The following is an 18,157-nucleotide window of genomic DNA, read 5'->3' as shown; positions in this document are numbered from 1 at the left end:
ATTAACTCTTTTTCAGGTGTGGCGGTAACAATAACGATTTAAGTTGTTCTAATTGAGGATCATTGGGGTGTTTTTTTTGTAATTGTTGTAACACCTGATTAAATTTTGTCAGATCGCCTTGCATATATAGCGCTTTTGCATAGCGCACACCAATTTTAACACTTTGACTAATCTCATATGCTTTTTCTAAAACCAGCGCCGAGGTTTTAAAGTCGTTCTGTAAAAAGGTGATATAGCCGAGCGTATCTAAAATAGAAGCTTGTTCTGGTGCAATCTCCAAGGCATGTTCAACATACTGTCTGGCTTCATCCAGTCGTCTATTTTGTAATGCCAGTGTATAGGCGTAGGCATTCAGATAAGTTGGACTATTTGGCTCAATTTCCAATAATTTTTTCAATAATTTATCAAGCTTATCCTGGTCTTGGTAAGGGTCCAGCAGTAGCACTTCTGAATAGATCAGTTCAGGGTCATCCGGTATGTTTTTGATGGCTTCATCTAACAGGCGCATGGCTGCTTTTTTATTGTCCATACGTTTTAGAATATCTGCCTGAGCCTGATAGAGGAAACTGGCATGTTGCGGATAGTTCACTCGTTCCTGGGTTAAAAACCGTAGCGCATCGCTAAGCTGTTTTTGCTCTGAAAAAATATTAATCATGTTTCGGCGTGAAACCGTGTAGAGACTGCCATCCACCAGGCGGTAATAGGCTTTTGCGGTTTCAAAATGTTGTTTTCTTTCTGCATTCACGGCTAAGTAATAATAAGCTTCGTTTTGATATTGGTTGGAATATCGAAGCTCAACTAAAAACTTTTCCGCCTTTTCATATTCTTCTAAATCGATACTGGTTAAGCCTGCAATGAAAAGGGCTTCTTCCTCATGTGGCCATTTCTTGAGTATGTTTTCGAGTTTATCCAGTGCTTCCTTGGATTTATTAATTTTAATTAAATATTTAATTTCAGCCAGGCGAACTTCTAGATTGGATTTATGTTTGTGACTGGATCTGTCATACCATTTTAGGGTGGCTTCTTCATCACCTAAAGCACTGAGTAAATTGGCTTTCATTAAGATAAAGCCGGTGACTTTAGGACGTTTTTTAAGTGCACGATTAACCGTAACAAGCGCTTGCTCTAACTGTCCATTTTGTGCTTCCAGGCCTGAAATCAGTATCAAGACCGATGGATTGTCTCGTTCTTTACTTTTGCTTAATGCATCGAGTAGCACTTCTCGATCTTCAGGTTGTTCTGGTGCAATTCCGACCAGAATCTTTTCCAGGTCTGCATTGGGGTCAATATTTAAAATTTTATCGAGTGTTTCGGATGCCAGTTCATACTCATGCGATTTCAGGGCAATATGTGAAAGATAAAATAAAGCTGGAACATCGGTAGGTTCCTGAACGACCCAATGCGTTGCAATGTCGAGTGCGGCTTTTAGGTCATTTTGTTCCAGTGCAATATTTAAAGCACGCTGTTTCACCGTGGTTGAACTGCTTTTAATTGCAAGCACGGTGTAGTTATGTAATGCTGTTGGAATGTCGTGATACGTCAGGGCAAACTCAGCAATCATGCTTTGTTTTATGGCATTATAGTTTGAATTGGCATGATAAATTTCTCCGGATGCTCTAATATGAGCACTCGAAGCCATGCTACCCACAAGTAAGAATGTGGTAGAATATTGCTTAATTGTCGCGCCGCTTATTCGGCTATTTGTTTGACGCAATTTTTCTTGATCCAAGTAATGCTTTTTATGACACCAATATTGCACAATAGCATAAATTTAGCGAAATGATGATCTGATATGTCTTTCTTTGCATTGGGTGTCAACCATCAAACCGCTTCTGTAGAACTGCGAGAACAGATTGCATTTAACCCTGAAAAGTTAACGCAACTGCTTGCCGAGCAAAGCCAAAACCATGACTTGAATGATATGGTCGTGGTTTCTACATGTAATCGAACTGAAGTTTACGCGATGTCTGAAGATGCAGACATGGTAATGAATTGGCTCGCCCAGGCAAATGGTCTAGATGCTAAACAATTGTTAAATCATGTCTATCGCTATGAAAATGCGCAGGCTGTAACCCATCTGATGCGGGTTGCCAGCGGTCTTGATTCCTTAATGTTAGGTGAACCGCAAATTTTAGGACAAGTAAAGTCTGCGCTTTCTCTGGCTAAAGATGCGCATACCGTTTCTCCAAATTTAAACCGAATTTTTGAATATGCTTTTTACGCAGCCAAGCGCGTTCGCTCGGAAACTGCGGTCGGTAGTCATGCAGTTTCCATGGGTTATGCAGTTGCCCAACTTGCACTTCAAGTCTTTAGCAAGCCTGAAAAACTGACGGTGATGGTGGTTGCAGCTGGTGAAATGAATAGCTTGGTGGCGAAACATTTGGCTGAAATGGGTGTGGGTAAGGTGCTGATTTGCAACCGAACGCGTGCCCGTGCTGAAACACTGGCGCAGGAAATTGCCCATCGTGTAGATGTTGAAATTATCGATTTTTCCGAGTTGGCGGCAAATTTATACCGTGCAGATGTGATTTCAAGCTGTACAGGAAGTCTGCATCAAGTCATTGTTTACAAGGACGTTAAAACCGCATTAAAAAAACGTCGCTATCAACAAATGCTGTTGGTGGACTTGGCTGTTCCGCGTGATATCGATCCCAAGGTAGAATCATTAGATGGCGTGTATTTATATGGCGTTGATGATTTACAAAGTGTAATTGATGACAATCTTGCACAACGTCGCCAAGCGGCTGTTGAAGCCGAAGTGATGGTTAATCAATTGGCCACAGAATTGCTCACCCAGCAAAAAATCAATAGAGCGGGCAGTACCATTCATGCTTATCGTGAACAAGGCGAAGTGCTAAGACAGGAAGAATTGGCTCTGGCGATGTCTCGAATTGCTGCGGGCGAAAATGCCGGGCAGGTTCTACAGGAATTTTCGCATCGCTTAACCCAAAAATTACTGCATCCTACTTCTATTTTATTACGCCAAGCGGCGAAAGCTGAAGATCCAAGCTGTTTTGAATGGATGCGTGATGATTTGGAAGATATCTTTGCGAAGCGTCGTAAAGTCAAAAAATAATTGATTAATTTTTTTTAGTTTTAGGGTATGGCCACTTATTCTTCTATCAGAGTAAGTGCCCTTTTTTTTGCAATCTCAGAAATGCGCAGTTTCAGATTCTTCATTTCTGCAATGCTGCTAAATTTTTTCGATTTCATCTTTTTCGTTAGATATTCATACTGTAATTTTGTTGATAAATCCGCTGCAAGCTTATCTGCTTGCTCGGGTGATGAAGTGTAATCGCTGACATTCGCATTCTGTAAAATATGCTGTAATTCATGGTGGTACGCTGCACATGCACCTAAGACATAATATTGCGATAATTCAGTATCATCCGGTAAATCATCAAAAATCACATTAAAGATATTCAAAATTTTAAACAGCAATTGATCTTGTGAAATTAAAGCACTTAGCGGTTCAAAATGAATATACAAATAGGGGTGATTCATCAAAATTGCAATCACATATTCTTCGGCATCAATTTTGGTGCTAAAGCTTAAAGATGCGTCATTGTTGACTTGCGGCTGCCATTTACGGCTATAACCGAGCTTTTCACGGAAATATTGCTGCAACAAATAACGGTAAGAACCATGTTTCGGCAACAGTTCAGTGAGCTGTTTAAGTTCGCCCATGACCTGACTTTTACCTTCAGGCGATGTGCTGTTATGGTTCTGGGTTAAATAGGCAAAGATAAACTCAGATAAAAGTGGTGCAGCTTGCAACATGCGTTGGAAGCTTTCTAAGCCTTCACGACGAATCAGAGAATCCGGATCGTGATCATTAGGGAGTACGAAGAACTTGAGTTCACGACCATCATTTAATAATGGCAGAGCAATTTCTAAAGTACGGCGCGCCGCTTTTTGTCCCGCAGCATCACCATCAAAAGCAATGGTAATACGTTGATTCTGTTTGAATAGAATATCCAGGTGTTCGGTATTGCTGGCTGTCCCTAGCGTCGCTACAGCCCCATAGATGCCATATTGCTGCAAGGCAATGACATCCATATAACCCTCAACCATCAACCAGTCTTGAGCTTTTTGCTTGCGTCCTTCATATAAACCATAAAGCAGTCGGTTTTTATGAAAGACATCAGAATCTGGCGAGTTGATGTACTTGGGTTTGATTTCGTCATTTAAAGCACGACCACCAAAGCCAACTACACGACCTTTAGAGTCGCGAATCGGGAAAATCACACGGTCACGTAACAAGTCGAAGCCACGACCGCTGTCACTGGTACGAATCAGCCCCAGTAATTTCAAACCTTCTATGTCTTGAGGGAAGGCTTTTTCAAGGTGTTGCCAGTCTTCAGGTGCATAACCTAAACGCCAGTAAGCAATAGTTTCAGCACTTAAACCCCGTTGTTTGAAATATTGCTGCGCAGTCTGACTATGCGGTAATTGCTGCTCATAATAGAGTGCAATATTTTCCAATAAATCGTATAAGTTACCGTCTTGAGGAAGATCTTCGAATGCTGCTGGCGCTTGATCAAACGCCGCAAATGGATCATTGCCATAGAACGCATCCTCTTGCATTTGGAATTCTGCAAAAGGGTCGTGATCGATTGCTATCGGTGATGGGGCATTAGAATTTTGTTGTAAATTCGCTGAAGCATTTTGAGGAGTGGGTTCAATTTTTTTCGCAACAGGCTGAGGCTTCGCTGCTTCACGTTTGTATTTGAGTTTGGTTGAATCGTGATTATCTTTAGGAAGTTCAATGCCGGTTTGGCTGGACAGATCTTTCATTACATCGACAAAATTACGACCATCGATATCCATTAAAAAGCGAATGGCGTTACCGTTGGCCTGACAACCAAAGCAATGAAAGTACTGTTTATCCCGGTAAACATGGAACGAGGGCGATTTTTCCTGATGAAAAGGGCAGCAGCCTGAATAGGTGCGACCGGTTTTCTTGAGTTTCACGCGCTGACCAATCAGATCGACAATATCTGTTCGATCTAATATTTGATCAATCGTGTGTTGAGGAATAGCCATACGTATGCAATCGAGTTGTGATCTATCTATTAAAAATGGCTGACAAATAGGCTGTCAGAATTTAGGTAAATTAAAAGTGCATCAGCTGTTAAAGGTTAATTTGTATACCTTTTGCGCAAAATGATCAATACGATCCGTTAAAATAACAAAAGGGCAAGTATGATAACTTGCCCTTCATGAAAATGCGACCAGTAAGCTCGGCTTATTTAGTTGCTGGCGCTTCTTCTGTCGTCGGTTCTTCAATCGTTTCCTGTTTCGGTGCAGGAATACTGCTTTCAGTTTGTGGTCGATCTAACAAACCGAAACTTAAACGATTGGTGAGACTGCGTTTTTCCCCATCTGCAGAGTTATGTTGCTGCTCTGCCTCTGTTGAAGTCTGCGCTTCACGTCCAAATACACCTAAAGTTGCGCGGTTAATCCAGCTGCCTTCACTGCGTGCAGCACGAAGATTCACGCTACCATCCGCTTTAACCAGGTTTGGATAATTGAGCTTTAACACTTCAATATATTGCTTTGAAGTTTGAGTATCACCTAATTTGTCATAACCATAGGCAATCGTAGCTAGAGCTTCAGGAACTTGCGGGGTTTGTGGATAGTGTTCAACCACCCATAGTGAGCGTTCAACTGCAGCTAACCATGCCTTACGTTTGATATTAAAACGCGCCGCATTCATCTCGGCTTCAGCCAACTCGGTGCCTATAAATTTCATACGCTGTGCTGCATCGACTGCATAGGTGCTGGATGGGAAGCGACGAATGAAATCCACAAAGTTCTGATAAGCTACTTTTAAATAGCTGACATCACGATGGGCCTGCTTTAATGAGGTATAGCGTAATAGACCATCATAGTTTTGCTCCATGTTCGCGACACCACGAACATAGTAGGCATAGTCCACATTTGGATGTTGTGGGTTTAAACGAATAAAACGTTCGGCAAGGGTAATTGCACCTTCATAATCTTTTTGTTGAAATTTAACGTACAACAATTCTAATTGTGCTTGTTGCGCATAATCACCTGTAGGGTAATAGGTATCTAACGCTTCAAGATGCTTAGCCGCGTCAGTATATTGACCACGTTCAAGGGCTTTTTCAGCTTTTTGAATATAAACTTGCTCGCTAGATTGTGGTCCGGTGTCCACAACATCTTTCTTTGGATTACTGCTACAGCCCACTATTGCCGACGCAATGCCTAAAGATAAAGCAAGCATTGTCATTTTATAACGTGGTAACGACATAAAAATTCCTCTGTTAATACGGGCAATGAGCTACAATTGCACTATTAAACCACTTTTGTCTGAATGAGCAAATGAGTCAAGCACAATCTTCTAATTCTAATTTCCCTGAAACTGATTTCAATTTACTTGAAGATTCTGAGGATGCAGATAACCATACTTCAGACTCAACTGCAACACGTTTATCGTTGCAATTTCAATTGGATGAAAGCTATTTAGGGCAACGTATCGACCATGTTGCAGCGCTGGTTTGGAACGATTTTTCTCGTGAAAAATTGAAGCAGTGGCTGAAAGATGGTCATTTGTTGGTAAATGGTAACACTGTCAAGCCCAAGTATAAATGTGAAGGCGATGAGCTTTTAACACTCAATGTTGAGTTGGAAGTTCAAACCAAAAGCTTGCCTGAAGATATTCCATTGAATATTGTTTATGAAGATGACGACATTATTGTCATTAATAAACCGGTCGGCATGGTGGTTCATCCAGGCGCGGGCAACAGCTCGGGTACCTTGGTGAATGCCTTGTTGCATCATTATCCTAAATCGGCTGAGTTGACACGTGCGGGCCTCGTGCACCGTATTGATAAAGACACCAGCGGTTTGCTGGTGGTTGCGAAAAACCTGGAATCTCAATTTTCATTGAGTAAGCAGTTGGCAAAGAAAACCGTCTACCGTGTGTATGATCTGGTGGTTTACGGCAAAATTATTGCCGGTGGCACTATTGATGAGCCAATTAAACGTCATCCGGTTGATCGGATTAAAATGGCCATCTTGCCGGGTGGTAAGGATGCGGTAACCCATTACAATGTGAAAGAGCGTTTCCAGCATTTCACGCGTATACAAGCGCGTTTGGAAACAGGTCGTACTCATCAAATCCGTGTGCATTTTAGTTATCTTGGATATGGCCTTGTCGGTGATCCGGTGTATATGAGTCGTGTACGTGTTCCTGCAGGTGCTTCTGAATTGCTGGGTGAAACTTTACGTGGCTTTAAACGCCAGGCCTTACATGCATCAAAACTTGGTCTGGTTCATCCACGTTCAGGTGAAGAGATGATGTTTGAAGCACCGTGGGCAGATGACTTTGCTCAATTGGTTGAAGTGTTACGTAGGGAAAACAAAGCCTACTAAGCTATTTTATCGCTTGCTATGAATCATAAGGAAAGAGACATGCAATTTGTTCAAGGGCTTCCACAAGGCGTATTTGTTGGGCAGACACGAGTGCATCATCAAAAAACTCAACCCTCTGCTCAACCTGAACTTGTAGGATTTAACCTGGCATTGCATGTCCATGATGATGCAAAGCGTGTACAGCATCATCGTATGGCGTTACTACAGGAGTTTGCTGAATTCGGAGTCGATAAGGTCACCTGGATGACGCAAACGCACAGTACCATTTGTCATGGCATCAATGAAGAAATTCCTTTTCAGGCACTGGAAGGTGATGGTCTGGTCACCCAGCGTAAGGCGCATGCTTTAATGATGATGACTGCGGATTGTTTGCCTGTCGTGCTCGGCAATGCAGACGGCACGGAAATTGCGAATCTGCATGCCGGTTGGCGAGGTCTGGCCAATGGTATTGTTGAAAATACTATTGCGACCATGCAAAGTCAGCCGACGTGGGCGTGGTTAGGCGCTGCGATCAGTCAGCCATGTTTTGAAATTGGTGAAGAAGTTAAATTCGCTTTTTGCTCAAAATATCCTGAACTGGAGCGTGCTTTTAAAGACAGTGAAAAAGCCGCTAAGTTTTATGCCGACTTGTATGCCATTGCACGATTTATTCTGCAGCAACACGGTGTTGAAGTTGTACTAGGTGGTGACCAATGTAGCTACCAGCAAACGGAAGAATACTTTTCCTATCGCCGTGAAGCAAAGACTGGACGTATGGCCACATTCGTGTTTATGGCTTGAAACTGTTAAACTTGTTTAAAATTTACTGTTTTTATTGATATGTCTTTATCTTCGAAATCTCTTGCCATCGTTTATCACAGCCCCTATGGGCATACTGCAAAAGTTGCCTCTTTTATTGCGCAGGGTGCAGAGCAAACAGGCATTCATGTGCATTGCATGAACATCGAACACGTGGATTGGGATGTACTAGATCAAGCTGATGCGATTGTTTTCGGTTGCCCAACTTATATGGGAAGTCTAACTGCTGCTTTGAAGTTATTTATGGAGCAGTCTTCCAAACGCTGGTTGGCACGCACATGGCAAGGCAAAATTGCAGCCGGTTTCACCAATGGTGGTGGATTGAGCGGTGACAAGTTGGCAGTATTGCAACAAATCAATTTGTTTGCCATGCAGCATGGCATGTTGTGGACAGGCTTGCCGATGATGCCCACCGGGCGTAGTGCGCAGGATTTGAACCGGATGTCGAGCTTTTTAGGTTTAATGACCCAGTCTGATAATGCCCCAGTTGAGACAACCCCGCCACAAGGTGATTTAGATACAGCAATCTGGTTTGGTGAATATATCGGCTTATTGCTGAATAAACTAAAATAAACCCAGATTGATTTGAATATTAAAAAACCTCCAGATGGAGGTTTTTTATTTTATAGATAAAAACTTATTTATGGAAAATGCGTGCCTTGTCGCGTTGCCAGTCCCGATCTTTTTCAGTGGCACGCTTATCGTGAAGTTGTTTACCTTTTACTAAAGCAATTTCAAGCTTGGCATTTGGCCCTTTCCAGTAACAAGCCAGAGGAACGCATGAATAACCTTTTTGGTTAATCGCACCCATCAGCTTTTCAATTTCACGTCGGTTCAACAAAAGTTTACGTGTACGCGTAGCTTCAGGGACTACATGTGTCGATGCGCTCAGTAAAGGCTGAACCTGTGCACCAAACAAGAAAGCTTCACCATTTTTAAAGGTAATATAGCTTTCTACGATGGTCATACGACCTGCACGCATTGATTTGACTTCCCAGCCTTGCAATGAAAGACCAGCTTCAAACTTCTCTTCAATAAAATAATCGTGGCGGGCACGTTTGTTGAGTGCAATAGTTCCGCCGTTATTTTTTTTAACTACAATACTTGCTTTCGCCATAATCTGATACTTCCAATCTTACTGCTATTGTACCGCAACTCGAACCAAGATGAAGTTTTTTAAATTTATGAGGATTATTCACTAAAAAAACAAGTTTTTGTTAAAATAAGCATCTACACAATAAACTAGAGTACAAATGGATGTCTAAAACTCGCGTTATTTATCCGGGCACATTCGATCCAATTACCAATGGTCATATCGATTTGGTGTCACGTGCAGCGAAAATGTTTGATGAAGTGGTGGTTGCCATTGCCATTGGTCATCATAAGAATCCAGTCTTTAGTTTAGAAGAGCGAGTGGATTTAGCGCAGAAATCGTTAAGTCACTTGCCCAATGTAGAGTTTGTCGGCTTTGATGGTTTGTTGGTGAATTTTTTCCGCGAACAAAAAGCGACTGCAGTGCTTCGTGGTTTACGTGCAGTATCGGACTTTGAATATGAATTTCAACTGGCCAATATGAATCGTCGACTTGATTCAAATTTTGAAGCGGTGTTTTTAACCCCTTCAGAGCAATATTCTTTTATTTCATCTACGTTGGTACGTGAAATTGCCCGTTTAAATGGTGATGTGACCCAGTTTGTACCGCAAGCTGTGGTTGAGGCCTTTAAACGGAAACAGCAACAAGGTTGGTAGCGTGTCTTTATATATTACCGATGAATGCATCAATTGTGATGTGTGTGAGCCGGTGTGTCCGAATGAGGCCATTTTCATGGGTGAAATCATTTATGAAATTCACCCAGATTTATGTACCGAATGTGTCGGGCATTTTGATGAACCACAGTGTCAATTATTCTGTCCAGTCGATTGTATTCCGAATGACCCAGAGCATGTGGAGTCGCAAGATCAATTGCTGGATAAATATAAAAAACTGATTGCTCAAAAAAGCACAAGCAATTAGTGCTGAAGTTTGATAAGATGCGCCCCGAAGTGAGCTAGACGATCGCTGCTGTGTAGATCTTCGTGATTGAAACAGGGGAGGAAAGTCCGGGCTTCATAGGGCAGGGTGCCAGGTAACGCCTGGGCGGTGAAAGCCGACGGCAAGTGCAGCAGAGAGTAGACCGCCATCTTTGCAATTTCCCTTCGGGGAGACCAAGAGAGATGGTAAGGGTGAAAGGGTGCGGTAAGAGCGCACCGCGTGTCTGGTAACAGTTCACGGCAAGGTAAACCCCACCAGAAGCAAGACCAAATAGGAATCCTGAGGCACGGCCCGTGCTGGATTCGGGTAGGTCGCTTGAGCGTACGAGTGATTGTGCGCCTAGAGGAATGATCGTTCACGACAGAACCCGGCTTATCGGCTCACTTCACTAAATTTTTTACAATTATTGTGTGATATTTCTTGACATGCAGTATGTTGAAATAGATAATACGCGCACAGTTTTGGCTATGTAGCTCAGTTGGTTAGAGCACCGCACTCATAATGCGGGGGTCACAGGTTCAAGTCCCGTCATAGCCACCATTTTAATAGGTCACGCTTCTATAAGCGTGACCTTTTTTTATGCCTAAAATTTGTATTTGAAATGATTTATTCACACTGGATGGCGCTTGCTGCTAATTTAATGTGTGGAAATTCCTGATCATATTTTTCTAGAATAGCGTCTTTCTTCTCTGGACCGAACACCATCAATTGTAATTGACTAATTTTATGTTCTGTTAAATGCTGATATGCGCAATGGAATGCAATCTGGTTTTGCGTGGCAATCGCTAATTTTTGATCTTCTGGAATGTATTCAAGTCGATAGAGTTTTTGTTGTGCTTTACTGAGCTGTACCAAGCTGCGTTTTTGTTGCATGGTCAAAAGTTGTTGATTGTTGATCCATCGTGCCACATCCATGCGTACCCCATTATAATCTACGAATATTGGGGAAATTACTTGGCAGGAGGTAGTGATGAAGGTCATTAAACCGATAGCGATTAATTTGCATGGGTTCATCTTTATCTCAATTTTTCGGTGTTTTAATTTTGCGGTTAAATTAGAAAATAGCATGAATAAATAGCCGTTTTGTTTAAATATTAACTGAAAAATTTTAAATTGCTTAAAGTCTGAACACTTGTAAAATAAAGGGCTTGACGCTACTCGCTGAAATTTAGATAATGCGCACACAGTTTATGGCTATGTAGCTCAGTTGGTTAGAGCACCGCACTCATAATGCGGGGGTCACAGGTTCAAGTCCCGTCATAGCCACCATTTTTATAGACCACGCTCTCAGCCTGGTCTCTTTTTTTGTGGGTCAAAAAAGTATTGGCTTATATAAAAATAAAAAAGACGAGAAAAGAATTACAATTTATCGTGGATATACTGCTCAATAAATTGATGTGTGGTCTCGCTTAAATAAAAAGGCGAGATCAGTTGCTGCAGAATCCCGTCTAATAATCCCTGTTGTTCTAGAGCCTGAATGGTATGCGGCAAGAAACGCAGGGCTTCCTGATGCAAATCAGCTTCATTTAGTCCAACAGACTGCAATAATTCCTGCAGGTTGTAATCGGCAAAATAATCATAAAAAACCGCCACAACATCCAAAATAACCTGTTGTAAATATTCGCCTTTTCTCAACTGTCGCCATGTTTCATAGACCAATATGAAAAACTCTTCAAAGTCGATGGCCTGGAATTGAGAGAAAGTTTCTTTTAAAGTTCTTTGTTTAATATCATCCCATAAATGCAGCGCAATATCGGCAAGTTCTTCATTCGGCAATAAAATGATGTTGCCTAGCTGTTTTACTAGGGTTTGAGCAAGTTGCTGTTCAAGTTTAAGTTCAATATTTTGTTGCTGGTCTTGGATAAAACTCAGTATTTTAGAACCTAGAGCATATTTATGCGTATTTAACTTGCGTAGATGGTCAAGCCAAGGAGTGTTGCTTTCAAGGATTTGATTGGCTAGTTGCAAACTCACATGGTTTACTTGTGGATTGTGCTGCAGGTTGGCTTGGATATAATGACGCAACTGGTCTAATTCAAGGAGCTTGTACAACCATAATTCAAAGGATTCATCAGAAAATAGCTCATTGATTTGAGTGTGGTTATTAATGGCAAGACGATGAATTCTTTGTGCGATAAGGCCGATAAACTCTAAAATTTCCGCGCCTAAATTCAATTCAAAAGCATATTTTTGAACCACATCTTGTAGGGCTTCAAGTTGAATACATTGTTTTAATAGTATTTGATCTGAATGGGTGTAAATGTGATGAATAAATTTTTCTATATATAAATTATTTTGTTCTACGAATAATTGTCTTTTAATAAAGCGAGTTTGCTCAAGCATAAGCGCTTGAGCAAACTGTTGAGCAAAGTCCTGCTTAGGCACCCGGTGCCCATCCATTCATGATTGGATAGCGACGTTCACGGCTAAATGAGCGTGAGCTAATACGCGGGCCAATCGCAGCTTGACGACGTTTGTATTCGTTACGGTCGACCAGTCGAATGACTTTTTCAACCACTTCTTTGTTAAAGCCTTTAGCAATGATGTCATCTTGGCTCATATCTTCTTCAATATAGGCATAAAGAATCGCATCAAGTACGTCATAAGCAGGTAAAGAATCTTGGTCTTTTTGGTCAGGACGAAGTTCGGCAGAAGGTGGACGAGTAATCACACGTTCAGGGATTACTGGGGTTTCTGAAATGCTGTTACGATATTTAGCCAGTTCAAACACAATGGTTTTATAAACGTCTTTGAGAACAGCATAACCACCAGCCATATCGCCATACAGTGTGCAGTAACCTACAGAAAGTTCTGATTTGTTACCGGTAGCCAATACCAGATTACCGAATTTATTCGATAATGCCATCAACAGTGTGCCACGTGAACGTGCCTGTAAGTTCTCTTCAGTCGCATCCGCAGGGCTGTTGCCGAAGAATGGATATAGGGTTTGCATAAAGCTGTGAACAATTGGATTGATTTCGGCAATACCGAAAGTCACACCCATATTCTTCGCTTGTGCAGCAGCATCTTCAACACTGATTTGAGCGGTGTAAGTATACGGCATCATAACGGCTTGGACTTTGTCTGCGCCAATCGCATCAACTGCAATTGCAAGTGTTAATGCAGAGTCGATCCCGCCAGATAAACCGAGAATCACACCTGGGAAGCCAGAGCGTTGAATATAATCACGAGTCGCTAAAACCAGACCTTGATAAATTTCAGCCATGGTATCTAAAACAGGAGTCACGGCTCCAACTTTATAAGCTTGTTGTTCAGCTGCATATTCAGCGTAATAAAGATCTTCTTTAAAGCTTGGTGCCTGTAAAGCAATGCCGCCATCTTTATTGATCACAAAGCTGGTGCCATCAAAAATAAGGTCGTCTTGACCACCGACTTGGTTAGTATAAACCAAATTAATGTTCAACTGTTTAGCAAGCTCGCTCATGGTGGTAAGACGATGTTGTGGTTTACCCACTTCATAAGGTGAAGCATTTAAGACTAAAGCAGTTTCAACATTCAGTTGTGATAATTGATGTACGGTACTCAGTGACCAGATATCTTCACAAATCAAAACGCCAAATTTATGACCTAGGTATTCAAAAACAAGGTGTTGATGTCCTTCGCTGAAATAGCGTTTTTCATCAAATACACTATAGTTTGGTAGGTTCTGCTTGTTATAAATACCCAGTACTTGACCATCTTTCATGACCGCTGCCGCATTATAGCGGTGACCATCTTCTGTTTGATTGACAAAACCAAAGACCATTACTATATCTTTCACTTGGCTCAGTTGCTCAAATGCTTTTTGAGTACGTTTAGCAAGGCTAGGGCGGAGTAATAAATCTTCCGCAGGATAGCCAAGGGTTGAAAGCTCTGGGAAGATAATTAAATCAGCTTTTTGTTTTTTGGCTTCATTTACCTGTTCAAGCATTTTTTGAGCATTTGCTTCGATATTGCCAATATGCGGAGAGAATTGTGCAAGGGCAATTTTAAAACTTTTCATTCCAACTTAATCCTATACCTATAGGGATATATACACAGACTTGTGATTTATTATGGCTATTGGTTCAACGCTGTGTACGCGACGATAAACAAATAGATGTTTAATCAATAATTAGCAATTCGATACTATATACGAATTGCGGCATTTATTGAGAAAAAAACAAAAAAAAATCCGAATTTAGACAAAAAAACTACAGCGGTTAATGGGAGAATAAGAACGCTAAAATGCATGATTATTGCTCGATCAGATGACATTATTTATGAAACCTATATTGCATACTTTGAATCAGTTGTTTGAGGTTAAAAATCGCAAATTAACCCTCGGTGAAAAGCAGCTTGCGCAGTCTGTTTTTGGTACGCATTTGCAGCTGGATGCAATTAGAATTGTGGCGCATCGGGCTGTTTTGAAGAATTATGCGATTAGCCCGAATGGACATATTTATTTCAATCCGAAAAACTGGTGCGAAGACTTCTCGAAACTGTCGTTAGCGAAACAGTCATGGTTAATTCATGAAATGACTCATGTTTGGCAAATTCAGCAGGGTTTGGCTGTGGTGCGTAAGGCAATATTTGACCGTAAATATCGTTATGTCTTGGAGCAGGGTAAGTTGTTTTTGCAGTATGGCATTGAACAGCAGGCGCAGATGGTGCAGGATTATTTTATTAAAAAATCACGCGGTCAAGAGTGTCGGGCCTATAAAGACTGTATTCTGTTTCTGTCTCAAAAAGCGTGAACTTGTGCTGAGCTTAAAATAACAAAGTGGTTTATTGGGTATTAAGAAAAATTAATGTATTTTTTGAGTCATAAAAAAACCGCCCGGAAGGGCGGTTTTTTAAATCGTAGAATTCTTCCGAATTAACGACCTTGGATGTCACGTTGAACTTCACCAGTGTAAAGTTGACGTGGACGACCAATTTTGTAAGCACCGCTGTGCATTTCTAACCAGTGGCTGATCCAGCCAACTGTACGTGCAAGAGCGAAGATTACAGTAAACATTTCAGTCGGGATACCAATCGCTTTAAGGATGATACCTGAGTAGAAATCTACGTTAGGGTATAAGTTACGTTTGATGAAGTATTCATCAGATAACGCAATACGTTCAAGTTCCATAGCAAGCGCAAGTTGTGGATCGTTGATGCCAAGAGCAGCAAGAACTTCATCACAAGTTTCTTTCATTACTTTCGCACGTGGATCGAAGTTTTTATAAACTCGGTGACCGAAGCCCATAAGTTTAACTTCTTTAGTTTTTACTTTTTCCATGAAGCCGGCAACGTTTTCTACAGAGCCGATTTCATCAAGCATCTTAAGAACAGCTTCGTTCGCGCCACCGTGAGCAGGACCCCAAAGTGCAGAAATACCCGCAGCGATACATGCGTAAGGGTTAGCACCAGTAGAACCAGCTAAACGTACTGTAGAAGTAGACGCATTTTGTTCATGGTCAGCATGAAGCGTAAAGATACGATCCATTGCTTTAGCAAGAATTGGGTCAACTTTGTAATCACGATCCGCAGGAGTTGCGAACATCATGTGAAGGAAGTTTTCAGCGTAGTTCAAGTCGTTACGTGGGTAAACGAACGGTTGACCGATAGTGTACTTGTAGCTCCAAGCTGCCAAAGTAGGAACTTTAGCAATTAAACGGATTGCTGTAATTTCACGGTGATCAACATTTTCGATGTCTAGGTTGTTGTGATAGAACGCAGAAAGCGCACCCACTACACCAACCATGATCGCCATCGGGTGAGCATCACGACGGAAACCATTGAAGAAACGGCTAACTTGATCGTGAACCATAGTGTGGTTACGAACTTTAGCGTCAAATTCTACTTTTTGTTCAGCTGTTGGGAGTTCGCCGTTTAACAATAGGTAGCAAGTTTCTAGGTAGTCTGCTTTAGTTGCTAACTGGTCGATCGGGTAACCACGGTGTAAAAGAACACCTTTACCACCATCGATGAAAGTGATTTTAGACTCGCATGCAGCAGTAGCCATAAAACCAGGATCAAAAGTGAAGTGACCTGCGGCCAACACATCTTTAACGTCGATTACATCTGGGCCCAATGTGCCGCTGTAAATTGGTAATTCAATTTCTTTGCCATCAAGCTGTAAAACGGCTTTTTTGCCAGTTGCTTCAGACATTCAATAGATCTCCTGTCCTGGTGAATGTTTTATCTGACTCGTAGTACTAATCTTTTAATGCGCGAATCAGATGGATCAAAAATTTGCTATAAGATTAGTGAGTACTGAAATTTTGTCAATTATACTTATGGATAAAAAGAGACGCTCTCACAGGGAGTTGATCAAAAAACAATCCGGTAAGCACACGGAAAATATCAGTATCGACGCAGTATAATAAGTCATATAAAGATAAGTTGCAGAAAAAAATATGCATGCTGTTGGAATTGTAAGCAATTTTTAATTGTTAAAAACTCTAGGTATTTTGGGTTTTTAAAATTTCTTATATAACTAAACTATTCTAATTACCATAACTTACCGATATTGCTTTAAGGGAAGTGTTGCTTTCTTATTCATAATAAAAAGCGATTAATCATTCGAAAAAAAGCGTGCGTTTGTATAAAAAATAACTTGTTTAATGGGGTGTAAATGCCTATTAATTCATCAATTATGTAAGAATAAGTCACTTTTTGTTTAAAAGTTAAACATAATAAGAATGAAATATGGAGTTATGCACAGACTAAGTGATTATTTCGTTTCATAATGTTGCTTATATGTGCTTTTACATAAATACCCTATATTTATTTAAAAAATATACAGGCAATCTTCCTTATTTATCATTATATAAAAGGATAACAAGCTATTAGGATGATTTGTTCATCTTTAGTCTAAATATATTGATTTAATTATAAAAGCAAAAAACGATCAATCAAATAGTATTTTAATTAATAAAAACCAAGCATATAGCTATGTTTTCTTAGATGTATTTTGTCTACTTTAATAGGTTAATTTATGTTAATGATTCTTATTTAGTGGTTTTTTGTGGAAAAGGTAAATGTGATTGTTTGTATTTTAATAGTTCACGTTTTATAATTCCCTGTCGTTTTAAGTTTAGGTATTGCTGGATACTGCAAATACCTAACAATGCTAGCTTTCCTTCGAATTAATTCCAACAAACTCCGGATGGAGTTTTTACTTACAGGATGCCCGCTGTGAAAAGCAACAGACCTGTCAATTTGTCCATGGGTCAAGTTTTAGAAGTAAACTTAAAATCCCCTGTGGCTATTGCATCAATTCTACACCGTCTTTCTGGTGTCATCGTATTTTTACTCGTACCGGTACTTTTGTGGCTTTTAGACAAATCATTGTCTTCGGCTGAAGGTTTTGCTCAAGTTCAAGCAATCTTCGGTAGCTTCATTGTGCGTTTCATCGTATGGGTATTTGTAGCCGGTTTAATATTCCACTTTATTGCGGGTGTTAAGCATTTACTTGCAGATATCGGCATTGCCGAAGAACTGCAAAGTGGTCGTATAGCAGCTACTATTTCATTGATCTTGTCTGCAATCGGTATTGTTGCAGCATTTGTATGGATTGTTCTCTAATGAAAAGTGCTACAGGTTTTACGGGTTCAGGTTCTCGCGATTGGTTTATCCAACGTGTCAGTGCTGTTGTATTAGCTGTTTATACTGTTGTGGTATTTGGTTGGATCCTTCTTAATGGCGGATTTAACTACGAACAATGGTTTGGCTTTATGATGACATTACCAATGAAGATTTTATCTTTGTTGGCAGTCTTATCTCTTGTCGCACACGCTTGGATCGGCATGTGGCAGGTATTCACTGACTATGTGACTACTCGTCAAATGGGTCCTTCAGCTTCAGGTTTACGCCTAGTGCTGACATCAGCAGTAATTATTGCTGTATTTGCATATGCAATCTGGGCGATCCAGATTTTTTGGGCGAATTGATAGG

The 18,157-nt window shown here is 40.8% G+C and carries 17 protein-coding genes, 2 tRNA genes and 1 other RNA gene; 12 read left to right on the top strand and 8 right to left on the bottom strand.

Going from position 1 to position 18,157, the window contains the following annotated elements; genetic code table 11:
• Position 1: 1 nt before the first annotated feature.
• Entirely contained in the window at positions 2 to 1,714 is a 1,713-nt protein-coding gene (locus HLH18_RS00340; RefSeq protein WP_171545391.1) for a tetratricopeptide repeat protein, read from the bottom strand.
• Positions 1,715 to 1,792: 78 nt separating this feature from the next.
• On the opposite strand from HLH18_RS00340, the gene hemA reads away from it, so the two are divergent.
• On the top strand, positions 1,793 to 3,076 hold the full coding sequence (gene hemA / locus HLH18_RS00335) for a glutamyl-tRNA reductase (protein WP_171545390.1): 1,284 nt from the start codon (positions 1,793 to 1,795) through the stop codon (positions 3,074 to 3,076).
• Positions 3,077 to 3,111: 35 nt separating this feature from the next.
• On the opposite strand, the gene HLH18_RS00330 is transcribed toward hemA, so the two are convergent.
• Positions 3,112 to 5,046, bottom strand: a complete 1,935-nt coding sequence (locus HLH18_RS00330; protein ID WP_171545389.1) for a DNA primase — start codon at positions 5,044 to 5,046, stop codon at positions 3,112 to 3,114.
• Positions 5,047 to 5,248: 202 nt separating this feature from the next.
• A complete protein-coding gene (locus HLH18_RS00325) occupies positions 5,249 to 6,280 on the bottom strand; it encodes an outer membrane protein assembly factor BamD (RefSeq protein WP_171545388.1) in 1,032 nt (343 codons plus the stop codon).
• Positions 6,281 to 6,351: 71 nt separating this feature from the next.
• On the opposite strand from HLH18_RS00325, the gene rluD reads away from it, so the two are divergent.
• Genes rluD through HLH18_RS00310 form a run of 3 tightly spaced genes read left to right on the top strand, consistent with a single transcriptional unit; the run spans position 6,352 to position 8,775 of the window.
• Positions 6,352 to 7,404 (top strand): 23S rRNA pseudouridine(1911/1915/1917) synthase RluD, encoded by a 1,053-nt coding sequence (gene rluD / locus HLH18_RS00320; protein ID WP_171545387.1) that lies wholly within the window; start codon positions 6,352 to 6,354, stop codon positions 7,402 to 7,404.
• 39 nt (positions 7,405 to 7,443) lie between these two features.
• The gene (gene pgeF, locus HLH18_RS00315; protein ID WP_171545386.1) at positions 7,444 to 8,184 is read left to right on the top strand and encodes a peptidoglycan editing factor PgeF; all 741 of its coding nucleotides are present in this window, start codon (positions 7,444 to 7,446) and stop codon (positions 8,182 to 8,184) included.
• 39 nt (positions 8,185 to 8,223) lie between these two features.
• Positions 8,224 to 8,775, top strand: coding sequence for a flavodoxin family protein (locus HLH18_RS00310; protein WP_171545385.1), 552 nt, complete (start codon positions 8,224 to 8,226; stop codon positions 8,773 to 8,775).
• 64 nt (positions 8,776 to 8,839) lie between these two features.
• On the opposite strand, the gene smpB is transcribed toward HLH18_RS00310, so the two are convergent.
• Positions 8,840 to 9,319 (bottom strand): SsrA-binding protein SmpB, encoded by a 480-nt coding sequence (gene smpB / locus HLH18_RS00305; RefSeq protein ID WP_131288808.1) that lies wholly within the window; start codon positions 9,317 to 9,319, stop codon positions 8,840 to 8,842.
• Between the two features lie 140 nt (positions 9,320 to 9,459).
• Between smpB and coaD the strand changes: the two genes are divergently transcribed.
• The 4 genes from coaD (at position 9,460) to HLH18_RS00285 (ending at position 10,774) form a co-directional block, all read left to right on the top strand.
• On the top strand, positions 9,460 to 9,951 hold the full coding sequence (coaD, locus tag HLH18_RS00300) for a pantetheine-phosphate adenylyltransferase (RefSeq protein ID WP_131213907.1): 492 nt from the start codon (positions 9,460 to 9,462) through the stop codon (positions 9,949 to 9,951).
• Between the two features lies 1 nt (position 9,952).
• On the top strand, positions 9,953 to 10,216 hold the full coding sequence (locus HLH18_RS00295; protein ID WP_131288806.1) for a YfhL family 4Fe-4S dicluster ferredoxin: 264 nt from the start codon (positions 9,953 to 9,955) through the stop codon (positions 10,214 to 10,216).
• Positions 10,217 to 10,242: 26 nt separating this feature from the next.
• Positions 10,243 to 10,625, top strand: an RNA gene (rnpB, locus tag HLH18_RS00290) — RNase P RNA component class A.
• 72 nt (positions 10,626 to 10,697) lie between these two features.
• Positions 10,698 to 10,774 (top strand) — tRNA-Met (locus HLH18_RS00285).
• 66 nt (positions 10,775 to 10,840) lie between these two features.
• Here HLH18_RS00285 and HLH18_RS00280 read toward each other — a convergent pair.
• Positions 10,841 to 11,248, bottom strand: coding sequence for a hypothetical protein (locus tag HLH18_RS00280; RefSeq protein WP_171458787.1), 408 nt, complete (start codon positions 11,246 to 11,248; stop codon positions 10,841 to 10,843).
• Positions 11,249 to 11,426: 178 nt separating this feature from the next.
• Here HLH18_RS00280 and HLH18_RS00275 point away from each other — a divergent pair.
• Positions 11,427 to 11,503: transfer RNA gene (locus HLH18_RS00275), tRNA-Met, on the top strand.
• A 90-nt stretch (positions 11,504 to 11,593) separates the two neighbouring features.
• Here the strand turns inward: HLH18_RS00275 and HLH18_RS00270 are convergent.
• Both HLH18_RS00270 and HLH18_RS00265 read right to left on the bottom strand, forming a co-directional pair.
• The gene (locus HLH18_RS00270) at positions 11,594 to 12,619 is read right to left on the bottom strand and encodes a hypothetical protein (RefSeq protein ID WP_252151775.1); all 1,026 of its coding nucleotides are present in this window, start codon (positions 12,617 to 12,619) and stop codon (positions 11,594 to 11,596) included.
• A complete protein-coding gene (locus HLH18_RS00265) occupies positions 12,612 to 14,237 on the bottom strand; it encodes an NAD+ synthase (protein ID WP_131288802.1) in 1,626 nt (541 codons plus the stop codon). The genes HLH18_RS00270 and HLH18_RS00265 overlap by 8 nt, the downstream gene beginning before the upstream one ends.
• Positions 14,238 to 14,484: 247 nt before the next feature.
• Here HLH18_RS00265 and HLH18_RS00260 point away from each other — a divergent pair, with 247 nt between their 5' ends.
• On the top strand, positions 14,485 to 14,970 hold the full coding sequence (locus HLH18_RS00260; protein WP_171545384.1) for a type IV secretion protein Rhs: 486 nt from the start codon (positions 14,485 to 14,487) through the stop codon (positions 14,968 to 14,970).
• 122 nt (positions 14,971 to 15,092) lie between these two features.
• Here HLH18_RS00260 and gltA read toward each other — a convergent pair whose 3' ends face one another.
• On the bottom strand, positions 15,093 to 16,370 hold the full coding sequence (gene gltA, locus HLH18_RS00255; RefSeq protein ID WP_171529456.1) for a citrate synthase: 1,278 nt from the start codon (positions 16,368 to 16,370) through the stop codon (positions 15,093 to 15,095).
• A 1,019-nt stretch (positions 16,371 to 17,389) separates the two neighbouring features.
• On the opposite strand from gltA, the gene sdhC reads away from it, so the two are divergent.
• Entirely contained in the window at positions 17,390 to 17,788 is a 399-nt protein-coding gene (gene sdhC, locus HLH18_RS00250; protein ID WP_165492581.1) for a succinate dehydrogenase, cytochrome b556 subunit, read from the top strand.
• Positions 17,788 to 18,153, top strand: a complete 366-nt coding sequence (sdhD, locus tag HLH18_RS00245) for a succinate dehydrogenase, hydrophobic membrane anchor protein (RefSeq protein WP_131288887.1) — start codon at positions 17,788 to 17,790, stop codon at positions 18,151 to 18,153. The genes sdhC and sdhD overlap by 1 nt, the downstream gene beginning before the upstream one ends.
• Positions 18,154 to 18,157 lie beyond the last annotated feature (4 nt).

Source organism: Acinetobacter sp. ANC 5414 (assembly GCF_013004295.1).
Classification (GTDB): domain Bacteria; phylum Pseudomonadota; class Gammaproteobacteria; order Pseudomonadales; family Moraxellaceae; genus Acinetobacter.
Note: the sequence above shows the minus strand (reverse complement) of the source record. Positions and strands in the feature narration are given on the sequence as shown.